Genomic DNA, 19,846 nt, shown 5'->3' with positions numbered 1-19,846 from the left:
TTCTCCTCGCTTTTTGTTTTTTCTCTCCAATTTTACATAAAAATCGCCCCTAAACCCGCTATTATCCACAAAACTCCCCCCGCGCGCGGGGGGGCCGGGGGGCGCCCGCGGCAATGATTGCCGCGCTCGATGCCGCCGCCAACCCGTCGTCGGTCCATGCCGAGGGCCGCGCCGCACGGCGGCTGATCGAGAATGCACGGCGCGATGTGGCGGCGCTGGTCAACGCCAGCCCCGAGCATGTCGTGTTCACCTCCGGTGCGACGGAAGCCGCCTCGACGCTGCTGACGCCGGATTGGCAGATGGGGCGCGGCACTGTCCGCATGAGCCGGCTTTATGTCTGCGAGGCCGATCATCCTTGTGTGCTGAGTGGCGGGCGATTTCCGGCGGCCCTGGTGACACGCATCGGCGTCGATGCCGACGGCATAGTCAGGCTGGACACGTTGGCGGCGGCACTTGGCCGTCATGACAAGGCAGACGGCCTGCCGCTGGTGGCGATCCACGCCGCCAATAATGAGACCGGCATCATCCAGCCGGTCGAGCGCATCGCCGAAATCGTCAAGGCGGCGGGCGGCATTCTGATCGTCGACGCCGTGCAGGCGGCCGGTCGCATTCCGCTCGATATGTCAGAGGGTTACGCCGATTACCTGATTCTGTCTTCGCACAAGATCGGCGGTCCCAAGGGCGTTGGCGCCATCGTCGCCGCCTCGGACCTGATGATGCCTAGGCCCTTGATCGCCGGCGGCGGCCAGGAAAAGGGTCATCGTGGCGGCACCGAAAATCTGGCCGCGATCGCCGGTTTTGGCGCGGCGGCGCGGGAGGCCCTGATCGGGTTGATGAGCATCGATGCGGTCGGCAGCCGCCGCGACGAGATCGAGGCCATCGTGAAAACGCAGGCGCCGGATGCGAAAATCTTCGGAACCGGCGCGCCGAGGCTTGCCAATACGACATTCTTCGCTATTGCGGGCATCAAGGCCGAGACAGCGCAGATCGCCTTCGATCTGGCGGGCGTGGCGCTGTCGGCCGGATCCGCCTGTTCGTCGGGCAAGGTCGGCCCGAGCCATGTGCTGAAAGCCATGGGTTACAATGACAGCCTTGGCGCTTTGCGCGTGTCCATCGGCCACGCAACGAGCGCCGAGGACATCGAACTGTTCCGCACTGCGCTGGCAGGTATTGCCTCACGCCGCGCAGGCAGGGAAGAAGCCGCCTGAGCGCGGCAAACAAACGCAGGCTTTTGGCCTGGTAGAGCCGTGCGTTTCATGGTGGCCGGGTGAATTTCCGGCAGGGACGCACTATATGGAACTTACGCCGCCTCGGGTGCCTCGCGGGTACTCGTTTCGCGGTGCCATAGTTTGAAAACTGCCGGGCCTTGACCCCGGCGTGGATGGAGAACGCTAATGCCTGCTGTGCAGGACACGATCGATCGGGTTCGAAAGATCGACGTCGACCAATACAAATACGGATTCCAGACCGAAATCGCGATGGACAAGGCCCCAAAGGGTCTGAGCGAAGACATTATCCGCTTCATTTCGGCGAAAAAGGACGAGCCGTCCTGGATGCTGGAATGGCGTCTGGAAGCCTATCGGCGCTGGGTGACGCTGGACGAGCCGAAATGGGCGCGCGTCCATTATCCGAAGATCGATTTCCAGGACCTCTACTATTACGCGGCGCCCAAGAGCACGCCGGGACCGACATCGCTGAGCGACGTCGATCCTGAACTGTTGAGGGTCTATGAAAAGCTCGGTATCCCGCTGAGGGAACAGGAAATCCTCGCCGGCGTGCAGAAGACCGATGCGTCGGAACTCGAGGAGCCCAGCGACAATGTCTACAAGTCGGGCCGCGTCGCCGTCGATGCCGTGTTCGATTCGGTGTCCGTCGTCACCACCTTTAAAAAGGAGCTGGCGCAGGCCGGCGTCATCTTCTGCTCGATCTCGGAAGCCATCCGCGAGCACCCGGAGTTGGTGAAGAAGTATCTCGGCTCGGTCGTGCCGACCTCCGACAATTTTTACGCCACGCTGAATTCGGCGGTATTCACCGACGGCTCCTTCGTCTTCGTGCCCAAGGGCGTGCGCTGCCCGATGGAACTGTCGACCTATTTCCGCATGAACGAGAAGAACACGGGCCAGTTCGAGCGCACGCTGATCATCGCCGAGGAGGGGGCTTACGTCTCCTATCTCGAAGGCTGCACGGCGCCGCAGCGCGACGAGAACCAGCTTCACGCCGCCGTGGTCGAGCTGATCGCGCTCGACGATGCCGAGATCAAATACTCGACGGTGCAGAACTGGTACCCCGGCGACGCCGAGGGCAAGGGCGGCATCTATAATTTCGTCACCAAGCGCGGCGACTGCCGTGGCGACCGTTCGAAGATTTCGTGGACGCAGGTCGAGACCGGCTCGGCGATTACCTGGAAATATCCGAGTTGCATCCTGCGCGGCGACGATTCCAGCGGCGAGTTCTATTCGATCGCCGTGTCGAACGGCTATCAGCAGGTCGACAGCGGCACCAAGATGATCCATCTCGGCAAGAACACGTCGAGCCGCATCATCTCCAAGGGCATCGCCGCCGGTTACTCGCAGAACACCTATCGCGGTCAGGTCTCGGCGCACCGCAAGGCAACCAATGCCCGCAACTTCACCAACTGTGACTCGCTGCTGATCGGCGACCAGTGCGGCGCGCACACCGTGCCATACATGGAAGCCAAGAACGCGACGGCACAGTTCGAGCATGAGGCGACCACCTCGAAGATCTCCGAGGACCAGAAGTTCTACGTCATGCAGCGCGGCATTCCGGAAGAAGAGGCGATCGCGCTGATCGTCAACGGCTTCGTCAAGGACGTCATCCAGCAGCTGCCGATGGAATTCGCGGTCGAGGCGCAGAAGCTGATCGGCATTTCGCTTGAGGGGAGCGTGGGGTGAGTCAATCTCAACTGAAAGCCTCATTCGACGCCGCCTTCGCAGAAGGAAAGGAACTCGCACTCAAGCAGACTCCTAGCTATTCGGAGGTCCGAAACCGGTTGATCGAAAGCAATGATCGATTCCGGTCGGTGCTTTCGGCGGCGCTGTCGGACAATACGGCTTTCGCGGTCGTCCCTGCGGAGGTGTCGATTGGCACGTCCGTGTCTTTCAACAACAAGGTTGTGCTCACGGTGTTCCCAGCCAAGCACGGGGATACGGAGTACGTTGTGGGCGTAGACGATCGTCTGCTCGCCGAGAATGCCGGCATGGAGACAGATGCCATCCTCCAGAAAGACCTGCCTGGTGCGGTGAAGCTTGTTGGCTGGTACTTGGGCATCATTTCTACCGGAGCACAGGTCAGTCCAGATTGCCCGATGAAGCGGTAGAGAGAAAGTAAAACTGGTGGATTCTTGATATTGGAACGAAAAATGCTTGAAATCAGAAACCTTCATGCTCGCATCGTCGATGACGGCACCGAGATCATCCGCGGCCTGAACCTGACGGTCAGAGCCGGCGAGGTCGCCGCCATCATGGGCCCCAACGGCTCGGGAAAATCGACGCTGTCCTACATCCTCGCCGGGCGCGAGGATTATGAGGTCACAGAAGGCGACATCCTCTACAACGGCCAATCGATCCTCGAAATGGACCCGGCCGAACGCGCCACATCAGGCATTTTTCTCGCTTTCCAGTATCCGATGGAGATACCGGGTGTGGCGACGATGGAATTCCTGAAAGTGGCGATGAACGAGCAGCGCAAGGCGCGCGGCGAGGAGCCGCTGAAGATCCCCGAATTCCTGAAGCGCGTGAAGGACGCCGCCGCCTTGCTCGACATGGACATGGCGATGCTGAAGCGGCCGCTCAATGTCGGCTTCTCCGGCGGCGAGAAGAAGCGTGCCGAGATCCTGCAGATGAAGCTTTTGGAGCCAAAACTGTGCGTGCTCGACGAGACTGATTCCGGCCTCGACATCGATGCGCTGAAGATCGTCTCGGAAGGCGTCAATGCATTGCGCGCGCCAGACCGCGCTATCGTCATCATCACCCATTACCAGCGCCTGCTTCAGTACATCGTGCCGGATAGTGTGCACGTGCTCTACAGAGGTCAGGTGGTCAAATCGGGCGACAAGTCGCTGGCGCTCGATCTCGAGGCCAATGGCTATGCCGGCGTGATCGGCCAAGCCGCGTGAGATGCCAGAAGGCCCAGAAGGCAAGCCAAGCAAGGCGAGACTGATGAACATACACACGACACCCCAGCGGACGCCGGCCGAAACGGCGCTGATCGACATCTTCAGTGACCGGTTGTCGCTGCTGCCCGGCGACGGCACAGTGATGCTGAAGCGCGACGACGCCATCGAGGCGATCAAGAGCGGCTTGCCGACGCGGCGCATCGAATCGTGGCACTACACCGACCTGCGCCGCCTGCTGACTTCGGTTCCGGACTTCGATCCCGCAGCTGCCGCGAAAGCCATTGCGCCGATCGTTGAGGGCTCCGTCATTTTGCCGGTGCTGAACGGCGTGTCGAGCGCGAAAGTGCCTGTCATCGATGGCGTTGTTGTCCAGCGCCTGTCGGAGAAACTGACCGACGGCAGCATCGCACCTGGGCTCGATCCCTACGGCAGCGACGATGCCATCGGCGCGCTGAATACCGCTTTCGTTGCCGACGGCTATTTTGTCGACATCGCCGACGGCACCGAACTGGACAAGCCGATCGAACTTCAGAACCTGCAGGCCGGTGGCCAGACGCATGTGCGCCTGGCCGTCCGCGTCGGCGCCGGCGCCAAGGCTGTGATCGTCGAGCGCCAGGCGGGCGAGGGCGCCGCACTCGTCAGCTCGGTCAGCCAGCTTCTGCTCGACGAGGGTGCCGACGTGACGTGGCTGATTGTGCAGGAGCAGCCGGATACCGCGACGCATCTTGCCCAGTTCAAGGCGCATCTCGGCAAGAATGCGAAGCTGACGCTATTCGTGATGAATGCCGGCGGCAAGCTGGTGCGCCAGGAGGTCGTGGTCAGAACGACCGGGGAAGGCGCCGATTTCACGCTGCGCGGCATCAACCTGCTTGCGGGCGACACCCATACCGACGTGACCATGGTGCTCGACCATGCCGTGCCGCACACGGCCTCGACCGAGGTGATCCGCAACGTGGTGACGGGAAGAGCGCGCGGTGTCTTTCAGGGGCGCATCAACGTCCACCAATATGCGCAGAAGACCAACGCCAAGATGGCCTGCAACACACTGCTTCTGTCGGATGACGGCGAGTTCTCGACCAAGCCTGAGCTCGAAATCTTCGCCGACGACGTCGTCTGCGGCCATGGCGCCACCGTCACCGAGATCGACCATAGCCACCTGTTCTACCTGATGGCGCGCGGCATCGACGAGAAGTCGGCCCGTGGCCTGTTGGTGAAGGCGTTCGTCGCCGAGGTGATCGAGGAACTGGACGACGAGGCGATCGTCGAGGCGCTGGAAGCAAGGCTCGACGGCTGGTTCGTGGCGCACGGGTAAAAGTGGGTGAGGGTTTGGCGCTTCGGCCAACACCCCTCATCCGTCGCCTTCGGCGACACCTTCTCCCACAAGGGGAGAAGGAGGGCGCCTCTCCTTCTCCCCTTGTGGGAGAAGGTGGATTGGCGCGAAGCGCCAAGACCGATGAGGGGTGCTGGAAGGAACGCGGCGTCGAGCGGCAAGGACTTGGAAATGGACCAGAAAGTCGAAAACATCCCCTACGACGTCGAGGCGATCCGCCGCGACTTCCCGATCCTGTCGCGGGAAGTCTACGGAAAACCGCTGGTCTATCTCGACAATGGCGCCTCGGCGCAGAAGCCGCAGGCCGTGCTCGACGCCATCCAGCACGCTTATTCCCAGGAATATGCCAACGTCCATCGCGGGCTGCATTTCCTGTCGAATGCCGCGACCGATGCCTATGAGAAAGCGCGTGAGACGGTACGCCGTTTCCTCAACGCGCCAAGCACCGACAACATCGTCTTCACCTCGAACACGACCGCGGCGATCAACACCGTCGCCTACGGCTTCGGTATGCCCAATATCGGCGAGGGCGGCGAGATCGTGCTGTCGATCATGGAGCACCATTCCAACATCGTCCCGTGGCATTTTATCCGCGAGCGCCAGGGCGCCAAGCTGGTCTGGGTGCCGGTCGACGATCTCGGTGTCTTCCACATCGAGGAGTTCGAGAGGCGGCTGACGGACCGCACCAAGCTCGTCGCCATCACGCACATGTCGAATGCGCTGGGCACGGTGACGCCGATCAAGGAGATCGTCCGCATCGCGCATGCGCGCGGCATTCCGGTGCTGGTCGACGGCAGCCAGAGCGCCGTGCACATGCCGATCGACGTGCAGGATCTCGATTGCGATTTCTTCGTCTTCACCGGCCACAAGGTCTATGGGCCCTCGGGCATCGGCGTGCTCTATGGCAAGAAGGACATGCTGGAGCGCATGCGTCCGTTCATGGGCGGCGGCGAGATGATCGAGGAGGTGACGCAAGACTTTGTCACCTACAACGACCCGCCGCACCGCTTCGAGGCCGGCACGCCGCCGATCGTCCAGGCGATCGGGCTGGGTGCTGCTCTCGAATACATGGAAAAGATCGGCCGCGAGCGCATTGCCGCCCACGAGGCGGATCTGAAGGATTATGCCCATCAGCGGCTGCGCGCCATCAACTCGCTGCGCATCTTCGGCGATGCGCCGGATAAGGGCGCCATCATCTCCTTCGAGTTGCAGGGCATTCATGCCCACGACGTGTCGATGGTCATCGATAGGCAAGGCGTGGCCGTGCGCGCCGGCACGCACTGCGCCCAGCCGCTGTTGAAACGCTTCGGCGTAACCTCCACATGCAGGGCATCGTTCGGCATGTATAATACCAGGGCCGAAGTCGACGCTTTGGCCGATGCGCTCGAAAAAGCGCGCAAGTTCTTCGGATGACGATCATGGATGATGCAGGCCGCACCGCTGAGACCACTTCGGAAACGACTGCCAACGGTCTGGTTTCCGCCTCGGCCATTCCCGCCGACGAACTGGCGCGGCTGACCGACGACATCGTCTCGGCGCTGAAGACGGTCTACGACCCGGAAATCCCGGCAGACATCTACGAGCTCGGCCTGATCTACAAGATCGACATCGAGGACGACCGCTCGGTCAAGATCGACATGACGCTGACCGCGCCCGGCTGCCCGGTGGCCGGCGAAATGCCGGGCTGGGTGGAGAACGCCGTCGGCGCCGTCGAAGGCGTGTCCGGCGTCGAGGTCAATATGACCTTCGACCCACCCTGGTCGCCCGACCGCATGTCGGAAGAGGCCCAGGTCGCGGTGGGCTGGTACTAGCACTGGATATGACAAAGATTGGCGCACTTGCGCCAGGCAGAAAATTTCACCATTTTAGGTGAGGAATCATTCGGCAGGCCTTGAACCTGCACGCAATGGAGAAAGAAAAGATGGGACGCTTCGCCGTCATCACGATGACCGAAAAGGCTGCCGACCGGGTGTGCGAGATCGTCGCGACCCGTGAGAATGCGCATGGCATTCGCCTTGGCATCAAGAAGGGCGGCTGCGCCGGCATGGAATATACGGTCGACCTGGTGACCGAGCCCAACACCAAGGACGATCATATCGAGCGCGACGGCGCCCACGTCTATGTCGCGCCTGAGGCAGCGCTTTTCCTGTTCGGCACCGAGATGGATTTTGAGCAGACGACGCTGCGCACCGGCTTCACCTTCCGCAACCCGAACCAGAGCTCGGCCTGCGGCTGCGGCGAATCGGTTGAGCTGAAACCGGCCGATCTGAAGGCACTGGCCGAGGCGCGCGCGTCGGCCTGATTTTCCCTTCTCCCCGTTTACGGGGAGAAGGTGGCCCGAAGGGCCGGATGAGGGGCAGAGCCGGCTTCTGTGATGTTTGCGCCCCCCTCATCTGCCTGCCGGCATCTTCTCCCCGTAAACGGGGCGAAGAAATGCTAATCCACCCACATTCCCGTCCGCTTGTGCCAGTCGGCGATCGATTCCTCGGGATAGACGTCGAAGGTCTTGTCGTCCTTGCCGATCTCGGGCTCGACCCAGTTCGCCTTGTATTTCAGCATGAGGTGCACCTTTTCAGGCGGTTTCGGCAGGTCTGTGTCGATCGCCGAGGCGAAGGGGTGGACCAACTCCGGCCAGGTCGGATCGTAGAGCCAGAGTGCCGATCCGCATTTCCGGCAAAAATTCCGCTCGCCTGACGAGATCTCGCATTGCGGATGCTCGTCGTCCTCGATCTCGGCTTGGTAGACGCCAAGATTGCGCTTGCCCTTGATTTTCAGCGTCTCGAAATCGGCGCCGAGATTGATGGCAAAGCCACCGCCGCCCTGCTGCTTGCGGCAGATCGAGCAGTAGCAGAGCATGAACGGCACCGGCGTGTGGCTTTCCACCTCGAAGCGGACAGCATTGCACCGGCAGGACCCTTTGAGCAGAAGCGGCATGAAAAACTCCGACGAAATTGGCTTTCAACTTGTCAGGATGGTGCCGGTTGCGGCGATGACAAGGGGAAATCCGGGTGACATGATCGCGGCATGGACAATGAACGCATTGCCGAACTTTTCGAAGGCCTCGGCCCGGTCAGCATTCGCAAGATGTTCGGTGGCAAGGGCATCTATTTTGACGGCGTTATCGTCGCCATCGTGGTGCGTGGCGAATTGATGCTGAAGGCCGACGCGGAAAGCACGCCAGAATTCGAGGCCGCCGGCTGCCGGCAATGGACCTATACGGGATCGCGGCACGGCAAGCTAGTGTCCATGCCGTATTGGAGCATTCCCGACAGTGCTTTCGATGATCCGGATGAAATGGCGATCTGGGCACGCCGGGCCTACGAGGCGGGGCTGCGGGCCGGCAAATAGGCTGCCTCTCCGCTGGTCATCATCTCATGCCAATTTTCTGCGGCTCGGGCACAAGGGCCAGCGCGTCGGCAAAGTCTGCCGCCGTTAAGACCGGCACAAGCCCGGCACTTTCGATCGCGAGCATTGCTGCGGCAACGCCGTGACGCAGCGCCGCGCGCAGCGTCAGGCCGCGCAGCAGGGCGGCGACCGTTGCGCCCGCCAGCGCATCGGCGGCACCGTCCGCGACCTTTCTTGGCGGCAGGATCGAGAAGGCGCCGGCTTTGTCGAAACCCAGCACCGGACCGTCATCCGCCGTCACCACGCCGCCTTTGAGGCCGGCGCGCCTCAGGCAGTCGATGATATCTCGCTCCGCCGTGTCGATACCGACATCGGCGAGTGCGAAGGCCTCATGCCGGTTCATGAAGACCATCGCCAGACTGCCGAGCACCGGCGCGAGCCGCACCGCCTTGTCTGGTGAAGCGGCGAGGGCGAAGACCGGCTTGCCGGCCGCAAGCGCCACCAGCCGCTCCAGCGCCGTCGACGGCAGGTTGGCATCGCACAGGACCGCATCGGCGGTGCTGATCGCCTCGCGCACCTTGGCACGGCGGATTTGCTTGGGAAGCGCCAGGTCATAGAGCGCCATGTCGGCAAGGCCGACGATCAGCCCGCCGTCGCCGTCGACCAGCACCGTATTGCTCGGCGTTGTGCGATCGAGGAACACCACGGACAGATCGGCAATACCGGCCGCAGTGATGGCGCGCGAGACCGTATCGGCCAGAACATCGCCGCCGCGCACCGAAAGCAGCGAACCGGAGACGCCGCGGCGCACGGCGCTGCGCAGCGCGTTGAAGACGGCACCGCCGACAGCCTCGCGCATCGTGCCGGGATTTGACGCCGCCGGCACGAAGGCGCCCGAAACCTGGCCGCGCCGGTGTATATAGGCGCCGCCAACGGCCAGGATTGTCGGCGACTTCATCATGCCGGCGAGATGACCTTTGCTGTTGCCGGGTGGAGACTAGGTTGTCCCGCGGAACCCGGCAACCGGAGGCGCGATTCGGAAGATGCCAGCACGATCCTGCGGGGGAAACGGGATACATCCTGGGGTGAAAGCGCGAAACAAAAAAAGAACAAAATAGCATACCTTTTGTTTTTCAATGGCTTGTATCCTCTTGCCAGATGAGAACAAAAAAGGTACAAATTAATAAGGATTACGGATTGTCCGGCCTTCATTGACGACCAAGGGGTGATGTATCATGGCTCAGAATTCTTTGCGGCTTGTAGAGGACAAAGCAGTGGATAAATCAAAGGCTCTGGATGCGGCGCTGTCGCAAATCGAGCGTGCCTTCGGCAAGGGCTCGATCATGCGGCTCGGCGCAAACGAGCAGGTCGTCGAGATCGAAACGGTGCCGACCGGTTCGCTTGGCCTCGACATCGCGCTTGGCGTCGGCGGCCTGCCGCGCGGTCGCATCGTCGAGATCTACGGGCCGGAAAGCTCGGGCAAGACGACGCTGGCGCTGCACACTGTGGCGGAGGCCCAGAAGAAGGGCGGCATCTGCGCCTTCGTCGATGCTGAGCACGCGCTCGATCCGGTCTATGCCCGCAAGCTCGGCGTCGACCTCGAAAACCTGCTGATTTCGCAGCCCGACACCGGCGAGCAGGCGCTGGAGATCTGCGACACGCTGGTGCGTTCCGGCGCCATCGACGTGCTGGTGGTCGATTCGGTCGCGGCGCTGACGCCGCGCGCCGAAATCGAGGGCGAAATGGGCGATTCGCTGCCCGGCCTGCAGGCCCGCCTCATGAGCCAGGCGCTGCGCAAGCTGACCGCCTCGATCTCGCGCTCCAACACCATGGTCATCTTCATCAACCAGATCCGCATGAAGATCGGCGTCATGTTCGGTTCGCCCGAGACCACGACCGGCGGCAACGCGCTGAAATTCTACGCTTCGGTGCGCCTCGACATTCGCCGCATCGGCTCGGTCAAGGACCGCGACGAGGTCGTCGGCAACCAGACCCGCGTCAAGGTGGTCAAGAACAAGCTGGCGCCGCCCTTCAAGGTGGTCGAATTCGACATCATGTATGGCGAGGGCGTGTCCAAGACCGGTGAGCTGGTCGACCTCGGCGTCAAGGCCGGCGTGGTCGAGAAGTCGGGCGCCTGGTTCTCCTACAATTCGCAGCGTCTCGGCCAAGGCCGCGAGAATGCCAAACTGTTCCTGCGCGATAATCCCGACACGGCGCGCGAGATCGAGCTGGCGCTGCGGCAGAATGCCGGGCTGATCGCCGAGAAATTCCTCGAAAATGGTGGTTCCGAAGGCGGAGACGATGGTTTCGAGGACGAAGCGGGTGCCATGTAGGCTTCGGCTGTAATCGAGTTCTGCATTGTTGCGTTTCGAACCGCCGGCCTACGCCGGCGGTTTGCGTTTCGGCGAGGGCGCCGAGTGACCCGGCAAGCCCCGCAAATTGGCCCAATTCCGTGTTTCTGGACAGGGTGCAACGCGGCGGCTAAAAGGCCATGTCCATTTGCCGTCGGCCGGGCCGACGGCTCTCTCTAAAAGCTAAAAGGCAGTATTATTCATGAGTGGCGTGAACGAGATCCGGTCGACATTCCTCGACTATTTCCGCAAGGAGGGTCACGAGGTCGTCGCGTCGAGCCCGCTGGTGCCGCGCAACGACCCGACGCTGATGTTCACCAACGCCGGCATGGTGCAGTTCAAGAACGTCTTCACCGGCCTGGAAAAGCGGCCCTATTCGCGTGCCACGACCGCTCAGAAGAGTGTCCGCGCCGGCGGCAAGCACAACGACCTCGACAATGTCGGCTACACCGCGCGCCACCTGACCTTCTTCGAGATGCTCGGCAATTTCTCGTTCGGCGACTATTTCAAGGAGCGCGCCATCGAACTTGCCTGGAACCTGATCACCAGGGAGTTTGGGCTGAAGAAGGACAAGCTGCTGGTCACCGTCTATCACACCGACGACGAGGCGGGCGGCTACTGGAAGAAGATCGCCGGCTTTTCCGACGATCGCATCATCCGCATTCCGACCTCGGACAATTTCTGGGCAATGGGCGACACCGGACCTTGCGGGCCGTGCTCGGAGATCTTCATCGACCGTGGCGAGCACATCTGGGGCGGCCCTCCCGGCAGCCCCGAGGAGGATGGCGACCGTTTCCTCGAATTCTGGAACCTGGTGTTCATGCAGTACGAACAGGTGACGAAGGACGAGCGCATCGACCTGCCGCGCCCGTCGATCGACACTGGCATGGGCCTGGAGCGCATGGCCTCCATTCTGCAAGGGGTGGAGAGCGTCTTCGAGACCGACCTGTTCCGTCACCTGGTCGACGTTGCGTCATCCGCGCTCGGCCGCGGTCCGGATGGAGACACCGTCGCATCGTTCCGCGTTATCGCCGACCATTTGCGTTCGTCCTGCTTTTTGGTGGCCGACGGCGTGCTGCCGTCCAACGAAGGCCGCGGCTACGTGCTGCGTCGCATCATGCGCCGCGCCATGCGCCATGCGCAGCTTTTGGGCGCCCGTGATCCACTGATGTGGCGGCTGGTGCCGGCGCTGGTGCGCGAGATGGGCCAGGCCTACCCGGAACTGGTGCGCGGCGAACAGATGATCACCGAGACGCTGAAGCTTGAGGAAACCCGTTTCCGCAAGACCCTGGTGCGCGGCTTGGGCCTGCTTTCTGAGGCGACGGAAAAGCTGGGCTCCGGCGACATGCTGGATGGCGAGACAGCCTTCAAGCTTTACGACACCTATGGCTTTCCGCTCGATCTGACGCAGGACGCGCTGCGTCAGCGCAATATCTCGGTCGATCTTGCCGGCTTCACCAATGCGATGGAGCAGCAGAAGGCCGAGGCGCGCAAGAGCTGGGCTGGTTCCGGCGAGGCCGCGACCGAAACGGTGTGGTTCCCGGTGCGCGAGAAGAACGGCGCCACCGAATTCCTCGGCTACGAGACCGAGCAGGCGGAAGGCCTCATCCAGGCGCTGGTCAGGGACGGCAAGATCGTCGACAGCGCCGCCAGGGGCGACGCCGTTGCCGTGGTCGTCAACCAGACGCCGTTCTATGGCGAGTCCGGCGGCCAGATGGGCGATACCGGCGTTATTTCGGGCGAAGGGTTCTCGATCGAGATCTCCGACACGCAGAAGAAGGCCGATGGGCTATTCGTGCACCTCGGCAAGGTGGTCAACGGCACGGTCAACACGGGCGCGACTGTCGAGCTGAAGGTCGACCATGCGCGCCGCTCCAGGCTGCGCGCGAACCATTCCGCGACGCATCTGATCCACGAAGCGCTGCGCGAGGTGCTGGGCACCCATGTCGCGCAGAAGGGCTCCCTGGTCGCGCCCGAGCGTCTGCGCTTCGACATTTCGCACAACAAGCCGATCTCGCCCGACGAGCTCGAAGAGGTCGAGCGGATGGCGAACGAGATCGTCGTCCAGAACAGCTCGGTCACCACGCGGCTGATGTCGGTTGACGATGCCATTGCCGAAGGCGCCATGGCGCTGTTTGGCGAGAAGTATGGCGATGAAGTGCGCGTCGTTTCGATGGGCACGGGCTTGCATGGCGCCAAGGCCAACCGACCCTATTCGGTCGAGCTCTGCGGCGGCACGCATGTCAGGGCGACCGGCGATATCGGTCTGGTGCGCGTGGTGTCGGACAGTGCGGTGGCCGCTGGGGTGCGCCGCATCGAGGCGCTGACCGGAGAGGCGGCCAGAAAGCATCTCGACGAGCAGGAGAAGCGGCTGAAGGCGGTCGCGGCCGCGCTGAAGATTTCGCCAGCCGACGTGCCGGCCCGCGTCGAGGCGCTGCTCGACGAGCGCAAGAAGCTAGAGAAGGAGCTGACCGAAGCGCGCAAGAAGCTGGCGCTGGGCGACCGCTCGCCAGCCGGCGTGCCTGCCGAGAACGAGACCATTGCCGGTGTCGGCTTCCTCGGCAAGGCGGTCTCGGGCGTCTCGCCAAAGGATTTGAAACCGTTGGCCGATGCCGGCAAGAAGTCGCTCGGCTCCGGCGTCGTCGTCTTCGTTGGCGCCGGCGAGGACAACAAGGCCAGCGTCGTGGTCGGCGTCACCGACGACTTGACCAGCCGCTTCAGCGCGGTCGATCTGGTCCGCGTGGCGTCCGCGGCATTGGGTGGGCAGGGCGGCGGCGGTCGGCCTGACATGGCCCAGGCCGGCGGCCCGGATGCCTCGAAAGCCGAGAATGCGATCGCTGCGGTGAAGGCGGCACTGGAAGCTGCGTAAGGCGAAGCCGAAGTGGCAGCGGGGATGATGTGGCAACGTTGACCATGTATCAAGTCGACGCCTTTGCCGAACGGGCTTTCCAAGGCAACCCTGCTGCCGTTCTCGTTTTGGAGGATTGGCTATCGGACGATGTGATGCAGGCCATCGCAAACGAGAACAATCTTGCTGAAACCGCGTTTGCGCGGCCGAATGGCGAGGGTTGGGATTTGCGCTGGTTCACGCCGGTTCATGAGGTCGACTTCTGTGGTCATGCTACTCTTGCGACCGCCCATGTATTGGCCGCGGAACACAAGATGCCTGGTGACATGGTCTTTGCCACGCGGGTGGGTGAGCTACGGGTTTCCCAACGGGAAGGTGCCTACCAGCTCGATCTGCGGTGTTTTCCGCCGCAGCCGCTCGGCGGGGAGTTACCGCTGGCGCTGCAAGAGATATTTCCCCGGCATCCGGTTTCGAGCTTCCGCAATTTCGAAAACCTGTTTGTCGAGCTTGCCGACGAGGCATCCGTACGGTCATTCGTTCCCGATATGCTTAGGATAAGAACCCTTCATCCTCTTGGCCTAGTCTAGTCATTACCGCGCCCGGGCGAGCCCATGATTTCGTCTCGCGTTATTTCGTGCCCGGAGCCGGCATTCCCGAGGATCCGGTGACCGGCTCCACTCATGCGACGCTGGTGCCTTACTGGTCTGAAAAACTCGGCAAGACGCATCTGTCGGCATTCCAATGCTCGCAGCGCGGCGGGCATTTGCTGTGTGACCTGGCTGGAGATCGCGTGCTGATCGCAGGTCGTGCGAAGACCTTCATGAAGGCGGAAATCTACCTTCCCGAATGAGCATCTGGCATTCGCCTCACCCGGCCTTTTCAGTTCCGGAAAAGCTTGGACGCTGAGCGATGCGGGTCCACCAGTTGTGGATGTCGGCAAACTCCGCCAGCAGGTTTCGCCCTTCGGCGACCTTGACGAAGTAGCCGACGATCGGCGCGGCGTGCAGGTCGGCGAGTGTCAGTTGATCGCCCAGCAGCCAAGGCCCGGCGGCTTTCAGTGAGGTGAGCATGCGAAGCACCGTGGCCGCCTGGCTAAGTCCGGCGGCGATCAGCACCTCGTCGGGCGGCTCTTTCTCCAGCCGCTCAACGGCGACGTCCCAGACCATGGCCCGATAGGCATAGGCGTCGAGCATGCCGATGATCTGGTTCATACGTGCGCGAGATCGGGCTTCGGCCGGTTGCAACGCCGGTCCGTCGAAAGCCTCGTCGACATAGCGGGTGATCGCGCTGGTCTCGTAAAGCCGAAACCCGTCGTGCTCGAAGGCAGGAATCCGGCCGAACGGGTGATGGTCGAAATACCAGCCCGGAATGCCGTCCGCCGCAAAGATGTCGACCGGCACAAGTTCGTAGTCGATGCCTTTTTCCTCGAGCACGAGGCGGACGATGCGCACATAGACGCTGTAGTCGGCCCCGTAGACGATGGGTTTGCTCATGACGTTCGTCTGGTCAGGCCATTGCCTTCTGCAGATTCTCGTCGATCTTGTCGAGGAAGCCGGTGGTCGAAAGCCATGGCTGGTCGGGACCGATCAGCAGCGACAGATCCTTGGTCATGAAGCCGGCTTCGACGGTCTGGATGCAAACTTTTTCCAACGTCTCGGCAAAGCGCTTCAGTTCGGCATTTTCGTCGAGCTTGGCGCGATGGGTGAGGCCGCGCGTCCAGGCGAAGATCGAGGCGATCGAATTGGTAGAGGTTTCCTCGCCCTTCTGGTGCTGGCGATAGTGGCGGGTGACGGTGCCATGTGCGGCCTCCGCCTCCACCGTCTTGCCGTCCGGCGTCATCAGAACCGAGGTCATCAGGCCGAGCGACCCAAAACCTTGCGCCACGGTGTCCGACTGCACGTCGCCATCATAGTTCTTGCAGGCCCAGACATAGCCGCCCGACCATTTCAGGCTGGAGGCGACCATGTCGTCGATCAGCCGGTGCTCGTACCAGAGCTTTTTCGCCTTGAATTCGGCTTCGAACTCGGCCTCGTAGACTTCCTGGAAAATGTCCTTGAAGCGGCCGTCATAAGCCTTGAGGATGGTGTTCTTGGTCGAGAGGTAAACGGGGTAGTTGCGCAGCAGGCCGTAATTCAGTGAGGCGCGGGCGAATTCACGGATCGACTCGTCGAGATTGTACATGGCCATGGCGACGCCGGCGGCCGGCGCATCGAAGACGTCATGCTCGATCACCTTGCCGTCCTCGCCGACGAACTTGATCGTCAGCTTGCCTTTGCCGGGAAAGCGGAAGTCGGTGGCGCGATACTGGTCGCCGAAAGCATGGCGGCCGACGATGATCGGCTTGGTCCAGCCGGGCACCAGCCGCGGCACGTTCTTCATGATGATCGGTTCGCGAAAGATGGTGCCGCCGAGGATGTTGCGGATCGTGCCGTTCGGCGACTTCCACATCTTCTTCAGCTTGAATTCTTCGACGCGCTGCTCGTCGGGCGTGATCGTCGCGCATTTCACGCCGACGCCGTGTTTCTTGATGGCATTGGCCGCGTCGATGGTCACCTGGTCGTTGGTGGCGTCGCGGTGCTCGACGCCGAGGTCGTAATATTCAAGCTTAAGGTCGAGATAGGGGTGGATCAGCTTGTCCTTGATGAACTGCCAGATGATGCGGGTCATCTCGTCGCCGTCGAGTTCGACGACCGGGTTCGCCACCTTGATCTTCGCCATGGAAAGAATGCCTCATTGTTGGGGATCGGAACGGCCTTGCCCGCATGGCTTTCAGCCGGGGATGCGGCCCGTATATCAAAGCATTTTTGGCCGCGCAAACGGCGATCCGCGCCGGCGGGCTCGATCCAGGCATCGGGCGTTCCTTGCGAAAGCTTCATTTTCGCGGCCGGATGTGGCAGGGGACGCTGAAATGCCGCAAACAGCAGTTCATTGACACCATGCAAGCCAGCAACGACATCCTTCCTGCAACAGGCCCGGCGATCATTCTGGTCGAGCCGCAGCTCGGCGAGAACATCGGCATGGTTGCGCGCGCCATGGCGAATTTCGGTCTGTCGGAGCTGCGCCTCGTCAATCCGCGCGACGGCTGGCCGAGTGAAAAGGCGCGCGCTGCCGCGAGCCGCGCCGACCACGTCATCGATGTCGCTAGGGTATTTGACGATGTTGCCTCGGCGGTCGCCGATCTGAACTTCGTCTTCGCCACCACCGCGCGCGCACGCGATAATTTCAAGCCGGTGCGCGGACCGGTCGAGGCGGGCAGGGCGCTGAGAGCGCGCCAGCAAGCCGGGCAGCGCACCGGCATTCTGTTCGGCCGCGAGCGGTTCGGGCTCTACAATGACGAGGTCGGCCTGGCCGACGAGATCGTCACCTTCCCGGTCGATCCCGCCTTCTCTTCGCTCAACATCGCCCAGGCGGCCCTGCTGATGTCTTATGAATGGATGAAGTCGGGCTTGGAAGACGAGACGAAAACCAATTTTTCCAGCCCCGACATGATGCCGGCGACCAAGGCACAATTGCATGGCCTGTTCGCCTATCTGGAAGGCGCGCTCGAAGCGCGCGGCTATTTCCGCCCGGCGGCGAAGAAGCCGAAAATGGTCGACAATCTGCGCGCGGTGCTGACGCGCGCCGGCTTCGCTGAGCCGGAGCTCAAGGTGCTGCGCGGCATAATTTCATCGCTGGACAGGTTCTCGCCGGCCATGCCGCGCGGCGACGGATCGCCGGGCGATGACCCAAGGCGGCTTCCGGCAGCGGCGGCGCGGGTCCGCAACGCGAAAGGCAAAGACTAGGACCGATCGTCGTGAGAACGGCTGCGTCACCAGTAACTGAATGTTATTTGGTGTGATCCATTGTCCTGAAAACGATGGATCCTTGGATGTTTACCTCAAATATCGGCCGTCTTCGCTTCTTCTTCTATTCCGCGGCCATGCTGGTGGCGGAAGTCGTGGTAATTGTATTGTGCATCGCGTGGACCATCGGCTTCGATGGGTTGGCCAATTCGAAACCTGGCCCCTCCAGGGAAGGGCTGGCCGCGGCTGTTCTCGTCGCTTCGCTGGTGGTCGTGCTGTTCCGCGCGAATTTCGCCTGGCGTCGAAGCCGCGACGCGCAAGGATCCAAATGGATCCTTTGGTCGTACATTGTGTTCTCGACCCTGTTTGCGATTCTGCAGGCCGGCACTCTTCTTGTCGTGAAATTCGACGGCGAAGATTCGCATTCCGGCCTTAACCTGCTGGGACTCGCTCTCGTCGGCCTCTGGGCGGCCATCTTGACGGCCAAGCCGGCGGGTGGCAGCTCTGCGGATATGGCGTCCTCCCTGAGTTTCGATGATATCAAGCCTCCCAGGCCGTTGCGCGGCGGCCGGGCGCCCCATTCAGAGTCGGCCGCCGGCGTGACGGCCCAGGCTCCGGCCCACGCCATGCGCGCCGCACCGGCGCAGCCGAACCACCTTGCATCTCAACCTGCGTCTCTGCCAAACGGCCGGCCGCGGCCCGGCGGCTTTGGGAAGCGGGGCCTTGTGTGATCATCTCGCCGCATCAAGGCCATGATGGTTCCAGATAGAACCGTCGAGATAAACGCATCATTGGCCTAAGCACGGGCCAGCCGTCTCTCCCCAGCTCTCTTTCATAACCGATGACAATGACCGATCCCTCAAGCGCCCGCCCGATCCTGATGTTCGATTCCGGCATCGGCGGCCTGACGGTGCTGCGCGAAGCGCGCGTGCTGATGCCCGACCGCCGCTTCGTCTATGTCGCCGATGACGCGGCTTTCCCTTATGGAGCTTGGGAGGAACCGGCACTGAGGGCACACATACTGGAGCTGTTCGGCAAAATGCTCGACCGTTTTTCGCCGGCCATTTCGGTCATCGCATGCAATACCGCCTCGACGCTGGTCATCGATGCGTTGCGTGAAAGATTTCCCGGCCATCCTTTCGTCGGCACGGTGCCGGCGATCAAGCCGGCGGCGGAACGCACGCGCTCCGGGCTGGTTTCGGTGCTGGCGACGCCCGGCACCGTCAAGCGCCAGTATACGCGCGACCTGATCGGCAAATGGGCTCAGAAATGCCATGTCCGCCTGGTCGGCAGCGACAATCTGGCCGGGCTGGCCGAGGTCTACATGCGCGAAGGCTTTGTCGATGAAGAGGCCGTGCGCACCGAGATCGCGCCATGCTTCGTCAAACATGATGAACTGCGGACCGACATCGTCGTGCTTGCCTGCACTCATTATCCCTTTCTGGCCAACCGCATGCGCAAGACGGCGCCTTGGCCGGTCGATTGGTTGGACCCCGCCGAGGCGATCGCGCGACGAGCTCTCTCGCTGCTCGCGGGCACCGAGGCCAGCCACCGCGGCGAGGCGTTGCCGGAAGGCGCCGACCTTGCCGTCTTCACCTCGAAGCGGGTTGATTTCCCGACTCGCCGCCTGATGCAGGGGTTTGGGCTGGCGATTTCCTGATATCTGGGAACATCACCCGGACCGGTGCGTTTTTCCCTCGTTGCAAGACGGGAGAAACGATCATGCCAGCCACTTCAAAAGCCCAGCAAAAAGCCGCAGGAGCGGCACTGTCCGCCAAGCGCGGCGAGACCAAGAAGAGTGAGCTCAAAGGCGCTTCGAAGGGAATGTACAAATCGATGAGCGAAAAGCAGCTCGAGGAATTCGCGGAGACCAAGCGTAAAGGCCTGCCCGAAAAGAAGTCAAAGCACTAGCCGCTCGTCCGCAAGGAGGTTGGGTTCGATTCGATAGTTGGATAGCCGCGGTCCAGCACACAGCCCGCGGCTGAATGGTTATCCGCTTGCCATACCGATGCCAGCTGCAAGCTTGACACTGGTGAAATCTCCGTTTAATCAGCC

Annotated in this window: 21 protein-coding genes; 17 read left to right on the top strand and 4 right to left on the bottom strand. The window is 62.1% G+C overall.

Features of this window, described 5'->3' with window-relative positions; genetic code table 11:
- Window positions 1–113: 113 nt before the first annotated feature.
- The 8 genes from AC0L25_RS12050 to sufA all read left to right on the top strand — a co-directional run bounded on the left by AC0L25_RS12050 (window position 114) and on the right by sufA (window position 7,767).
- Window positions 114–1,208: a cysteine desulfurase family protein gene (locus AC0L25_RS12050; protein ID WP_473595689.1), complete on the top strand. Its 1,095-nt coding sequence runs from the start codon at window positions 114–116 to the stop codon at window positions 1,206–1,208.
- A 186-nt stretch (window positions 1,209–1,394) separates the two neighbouring features.
- Window positions 1,395–2,912, top strand: a complete 1,518-nt coding sequence (gene sufB / locus AC0L25_RS12045; RefSeq protein WP_473595688.1) for a Fe-S cluster assembly protein SufB — start codon at window positions 1,395–1,397, stop codon at window positions 2,910–2,912.
- Window positions 2,909–3,337, top strand: coding sequence for a hypothetical protein (locus AC0L25_RS12040; protein ID WP_473595687.1), 429 nt, complete (start codon window positions 2,909–2,911; stop codon window positions 3,335–3,337). Before sufB ends, AC0L25_RS12040 begins: the two co-directional genes overlap by 4 nt.
- A 42-nt stretch (window positions 3,338–3,379) precedes the next feature.
- Window positions 3,380–4,135: a Fe-S cluster assembly ATPase SufC gene (gene sufC, locus AC0L25_RS12035; RefSeq protein ID WP_473529860.1), complete on the top strand. Its 756-nt coding sequence runs from the start codon at window positions 3,380–3,382 to the stop codon at window positions 4,133–4,135.
- Window positions 4,136–4,178: 43 nt separating this feature from the next.
- Window positions 4,179–5,447, top strand: coding sequence for a Fe-S cluster assembly protein SufD (gene sufD, locus AC0L25_RS12030; RefSeq protein ID WP_473595686.1), 1,269 nt, complete (start codon window positions 4,179–4,181; stop codon window positions 5,445–5,447).
- Between the two features lie 189 nt (window positions 5,448–5,636).
- Entirely contained in the window at window positions 5,637–6,878 is a 1,242-nt protein-coding gene (locus AC0L25_RS12025; RefSeq protein ID WP_473595685.1) for a cysteine desulfurase, read from the top strand.
- A gap of 5 nt (window positions 6,879–6,883) precedes the next feature.
- Window positions 6,884–7,276, top strand: a complete 393-nt coding sequence (locus AC0L25_RS12020; protein ID WP_095489690.1) for an SUF system Fe-S cluster assembly protein — start codon at window positions 6,884–6,886, stop codon at window positions 7,274–7,276.
- Between the two features lie 110 nt (window positions 7,277–7,386).
- Window positions 7,387–7,767: a Fe-S cluster assembly scaffold SufA gene (gene sufA / locus AC0L25_RS12015; RefSeq protein WP_473595684.1), complete on the top strand. Its 381-nt coding sequence runs from the start codon at window positions 7,387–7,389 to the stop codon at window positions 7,765–7,767.
- 134 nt (window positions 7,768–7,901) lie between these two features.
- Here the strand turns inward: sufA and AC0L25_RS12010 are convergent, their stop codons facing one another.
- A complete protein-coding gene (locus AC0L25_RS12010; RefSeq protein WP_473595683.1) occupies window positions 7,902–8,399 on the bottom strand; it encodes a GFA family protein in 498 nt (165 codons plus the stop codon).
- Between the two features lie 90 nt (window positions 8,400–8,489).
- On the opposite strand from AC0L25_RS12010, the gene AC0L25_RS12005 reads away from it, so the two are divergent.
- The gene (locus AC0L25_RS12005) at window positions 8,490–8,813 is read left to right on the top strand and encodes a TfoX/Sxy family protein (protein ID WP_473595682.1); all 324 of its coding nucleotides are present in this window, start codon (window positions 8,490–8,492) and stop codon (window positions 8,811–8,813) included.
- 19 nt (window positions 8,814–8,832) lie between these two features.
- Here AC0L25_RS12005 and AC0L25_RS12000 read toward each other — a convergent pair whose 3' ends face one another.
- Window positions 8,833–9,771, bottom strand: a complete 939-nt coding sequence (locus tag AC0L25_RS12000) for a carbohydrate kinase family protein (protein ID WP_473595681.1) — start codon at window positions 9,769–9,771, stop codon at window positions 8,833–8,835.
- A 274-nt stretch (window positions 9,772–10,045) separates the two neighbouring features.
- Between AC0L25_RS12000 and recA the strand changes: the two genes are divergently transcribed.
- The 4 genes from recA (at window position 10,046) to AC0L25_RS11980 (ending at window position 14,859) form a co-directional block, all read left to right on the top strand.
- The gene (gene recA, locus AC0L25_RS11995; protein WP_008875470.1) at window positions 10,046–11,143 is read left to right on the top strand and encodes a recombinase RecA; all 1,098 of its coding nucleotides are present in this window, start codon (window positions 10,046–10,048) and stop codon (window positions 11,141–11,143) included.
- A 220-nt stretch (window positions 11,144–11,363) separates the two neighbouring features.
- Window positions 11,364–14,030: an alanine--tRNA ligase gene (gene alaS, locus AC0L25_RS11990; protein WP_473595680.1), complete on the top strand. Its 2,667-nt coding sequence runs from the start codon at window positions 11,364–11,366 to the stop codon at window positions 14,028–14,030.
- A 44-nt stretch (window positions 14,031–14,074) separates the two neighbouring features.
- A complete protein-coding gene (locus tag AC0L25_RS11985; protein ID WP_473595679.1) occupies window positions 14,075–14,596 on the top strand; it encodes a PhzF family phenazine biosynthesis protein in 522 nt (173 codons plus the stop codon).
- A gap of 2 nt (window positions 14,597–14,598) precedes the next feature.
- Window positions 14,599–14,859, top strand: coding sequence for a PhzF family phenazine biosynthesis protein (locus AC0L25_RS11980; RefSeq protein WP_473595744.1), 261 nt, complete (start codon window positions 14,599–14,601; stop codon window positions 14,857–14,859).
- A gap of 16 nt (window positions 14,860–14,875) precedes the next feature.
- On the opposite strand, the gene AC0L25_RS11975 is transcribed toward AC0L25_RS11980, so the two are convergent.
- A complete protein-coding gene (locus tag AC0L25_RS11975) occupies window positions 14,876–15,502 on the bottom strand; it encodes a glutathione S-transferase family protein (protein WP_473595678.1) in 627 nt (208 codons plus the stop codon).
- Between the two features lie 13 nt (window positions 15,503–15,515).
- Window positions 15,516–16,727, bottom strand: a complete 1,212-nt coding sequence (locus AC0L25_RS11970) for an NADP-dependent isocitrate dehydrogenase (RefSeq protein WP_473595677.1) — start codon at window positions 16,725–16,727, stop codon at window positions 15,516–15,518.
- A gap of 218 nt (window positions 16,728–16,945) precedes the next feature.
- Between AC0L25_RS11970 and AC0L25_RS11965 the strand changes: the two genes are divergently transcribed.
- The 4 genes from AC0L25_RS11965 to AC0L25_RS11950 all read left to right on the top strand — a co-directional run bounded on the left by AC0L25_RS11965 (window position 16,946) and on the right by AC0L25_RS11950 (window position 19,702).
- Entirely contained in the window at window positions 16,946–17,791 is an 846-nt protein-coding gene (locus AC0L25_RS11965; RefSeq protein WP_473595743.1) for an RNA methyltransferase, read from the top strand.
- 74 nt (window positions 17,792–17,865) lie between these two features.
- Complete coding sequence (locus AC0L25_RS11960) at window positions 17,866–18,522, top strand: hypothetical protein (protein WP_473595676.1); 657 nt, start codon at window positions 17,866–17,868, stop codon at window positions 18,520–18,522.
- A gap of 116 nt (window positions 18,523–18,638) precedes the next feature.
- Entirely contained in the window at window positions 18,639–19,451 is an 813-nt protein-coding gene (gene murI, locus AC0L25_RS11955) for a glutamate racemase (protein WP_473595675.1), read from the top strand.
- Between the two features lie 62 nt (window positions 19,452–19,513).
- Window positions 19,514–19,702 (top strand): DUF3008 family protein, encoded by a 189-nt coding sequence (locus AC0L25_RS11950; RefSeq protein WP_023717374.1) that lies wholly within the window; start codon window positions 19,514–19,516, stop codon window positions 19,700–19,702.
- Window positions 19,703–19,846: the final 144 nt, after the last annotated feature.

The sequence above is a fragment of the Mesorhizobium sp. WSM4813 genome (assembly GCF_055811555.1).
This window is presented reverse-complemented; position numbering and strand designations above follow the sequence as displayed.

What these genes read in the sequence shown, in the direction of transcription:
- AC0L25_RS12050 (WP_473595689.1), top strand. Translation starts at nt 114, where the DNA reads ATGATTGCCGCGCTCGATGCCGCCGCCAACCCGTCGTCGGTCCATGCC.
- sufB (WP_473595688.1), top strand. Translation starts at nt 1,395, where the DNA reads ATGCCTGCTGTGCAGGACACGATCGATCGGGTTCGAAAGATCGACGTC.
- sufC (WP_473529860.1), top strand. Translation starts at nt 3,380, where the DNA reads ATGCTTGAAATCAGAAACCTTCATGCTCGCATCGTCGATGACGGCACC.
- sufD (WP_473595686.1), top strand. Translation starts at nt 4,179, where the DNA reads ATGAACATACACACGACACCCCAGCGGACGCCGGCCGAAACGGCGCTG.
- AC0L25_RS12025 (WP_473595685.1), top strand. Translation starts at nt 5,637, where the DNA reads ATGGACCAGAAAGTCGAAAACATCCCCTACGACGTCGAGGCGATCCGC.
- AC0L25_RS12020 (WP_095489690.1), top strand. Translation starts at nt 6,884, where the DNA reads ATGGATGATGCAGGCCGCACCGCTGAGACCACTTCGGAAACGACTGCC.
- sufA (WP_473595684.1), top strand. Translation starts at nt 7,387, where the DNA reads ATGGGACGCTTCGCCGTCATCACGATGACCGAAAAGGCTGCCGACCGG.
- AC0L25_RS12010 (WP_473595683.1), bottom strand. Translation starts at nt 8,399, where the DNA reads ATGCCGCTTCTGCTCAAAGGGTCCTGCCGGTGCAATGCTGTCCGCTTC.
- AC0L25_RS12005 (WP_473595682.1), top strand. Translation starts at nt 8,490, where the DNA reads ATGGACAATGAACGCATTGCCGAACTTTTCGAAGGCCTCGGCCCGGTC.
- AC0L25_RS12000 (WP_473595681.1), bottom strand. Translation starts at nt 9,771, where the DNA reads ATGATGAAGTCGCCGACAATCCTGGCCGTTGGCGGCGCCTATATACAC.
- recA (WP_008875470.1), top strand. Translation starts at nt 10,046, where the DNA reads ATGGCTCAGAATTCTTTGCGGCTTGTAGAGGACAAAGCAGTGGATAAA.
- alaS (WP_473595680.1), top strand. Translation starts at nt 11,364, where the DNA reads ATGAGTGGCGTGAACGAGATCCGGTCGACATTCCTCGACTATTTCCGC.
- AC0L25_RS11985 (WP_473595679.1), top strand. Translation starts at nt 14,075, where the DNA reads ATGTATCAAGTCGACGCCTTTGCCGAACGGGCTTTCCAAGGCAACCCT.
- AC0L25_RS11975 (WP_473595678.1), bottom strand. Translation starts at nt 15,502, where the DNA reads ATGAGCAAACCCATCGTCTACGGGGCCGACTACAGCGTCTATGTGCGC.
- AC0L25_RS11970 (WP_473595677.1), bottom strand. Translation starts at nt 16,727, where the DNA reads ATGGCGAAGATCAAGGTGGCGAACCCGGTCGTCGAACTCGACGGCGAC.
- AC0L25_RS11965 (WP_473595743.1), top strand. Translation starts at nt 16,946, where the DNA reads ATGCAAGCCAGCAACGACATCCTTCCTGCAACAGGCCCGGCGATCATT.
- AC0L25_RS11960 (WP_473595676.1), top strand. Translation starts at nt 17,866, where the DNA reads ATGGATCCTTGGATGTTTACCTCAAATATCGGCCGTCTTCGCTTCTTC.
- murI (WP_473595675.1), top strand. Translation starts at nt 18,639, where the DNA reads ATGACCGATCCCTCAAGCGCCCGCCCGATCCTGATGTTCGATTCCGGC.
- AC0L25_RS11950 (WP_023717374.1), top strand. Translation starts at nt 19,514, where the DNA reads ATGCCAGCCACTTCAAAAGCCCAGCAAAAAGCCGCAGGAGCGGCACTG.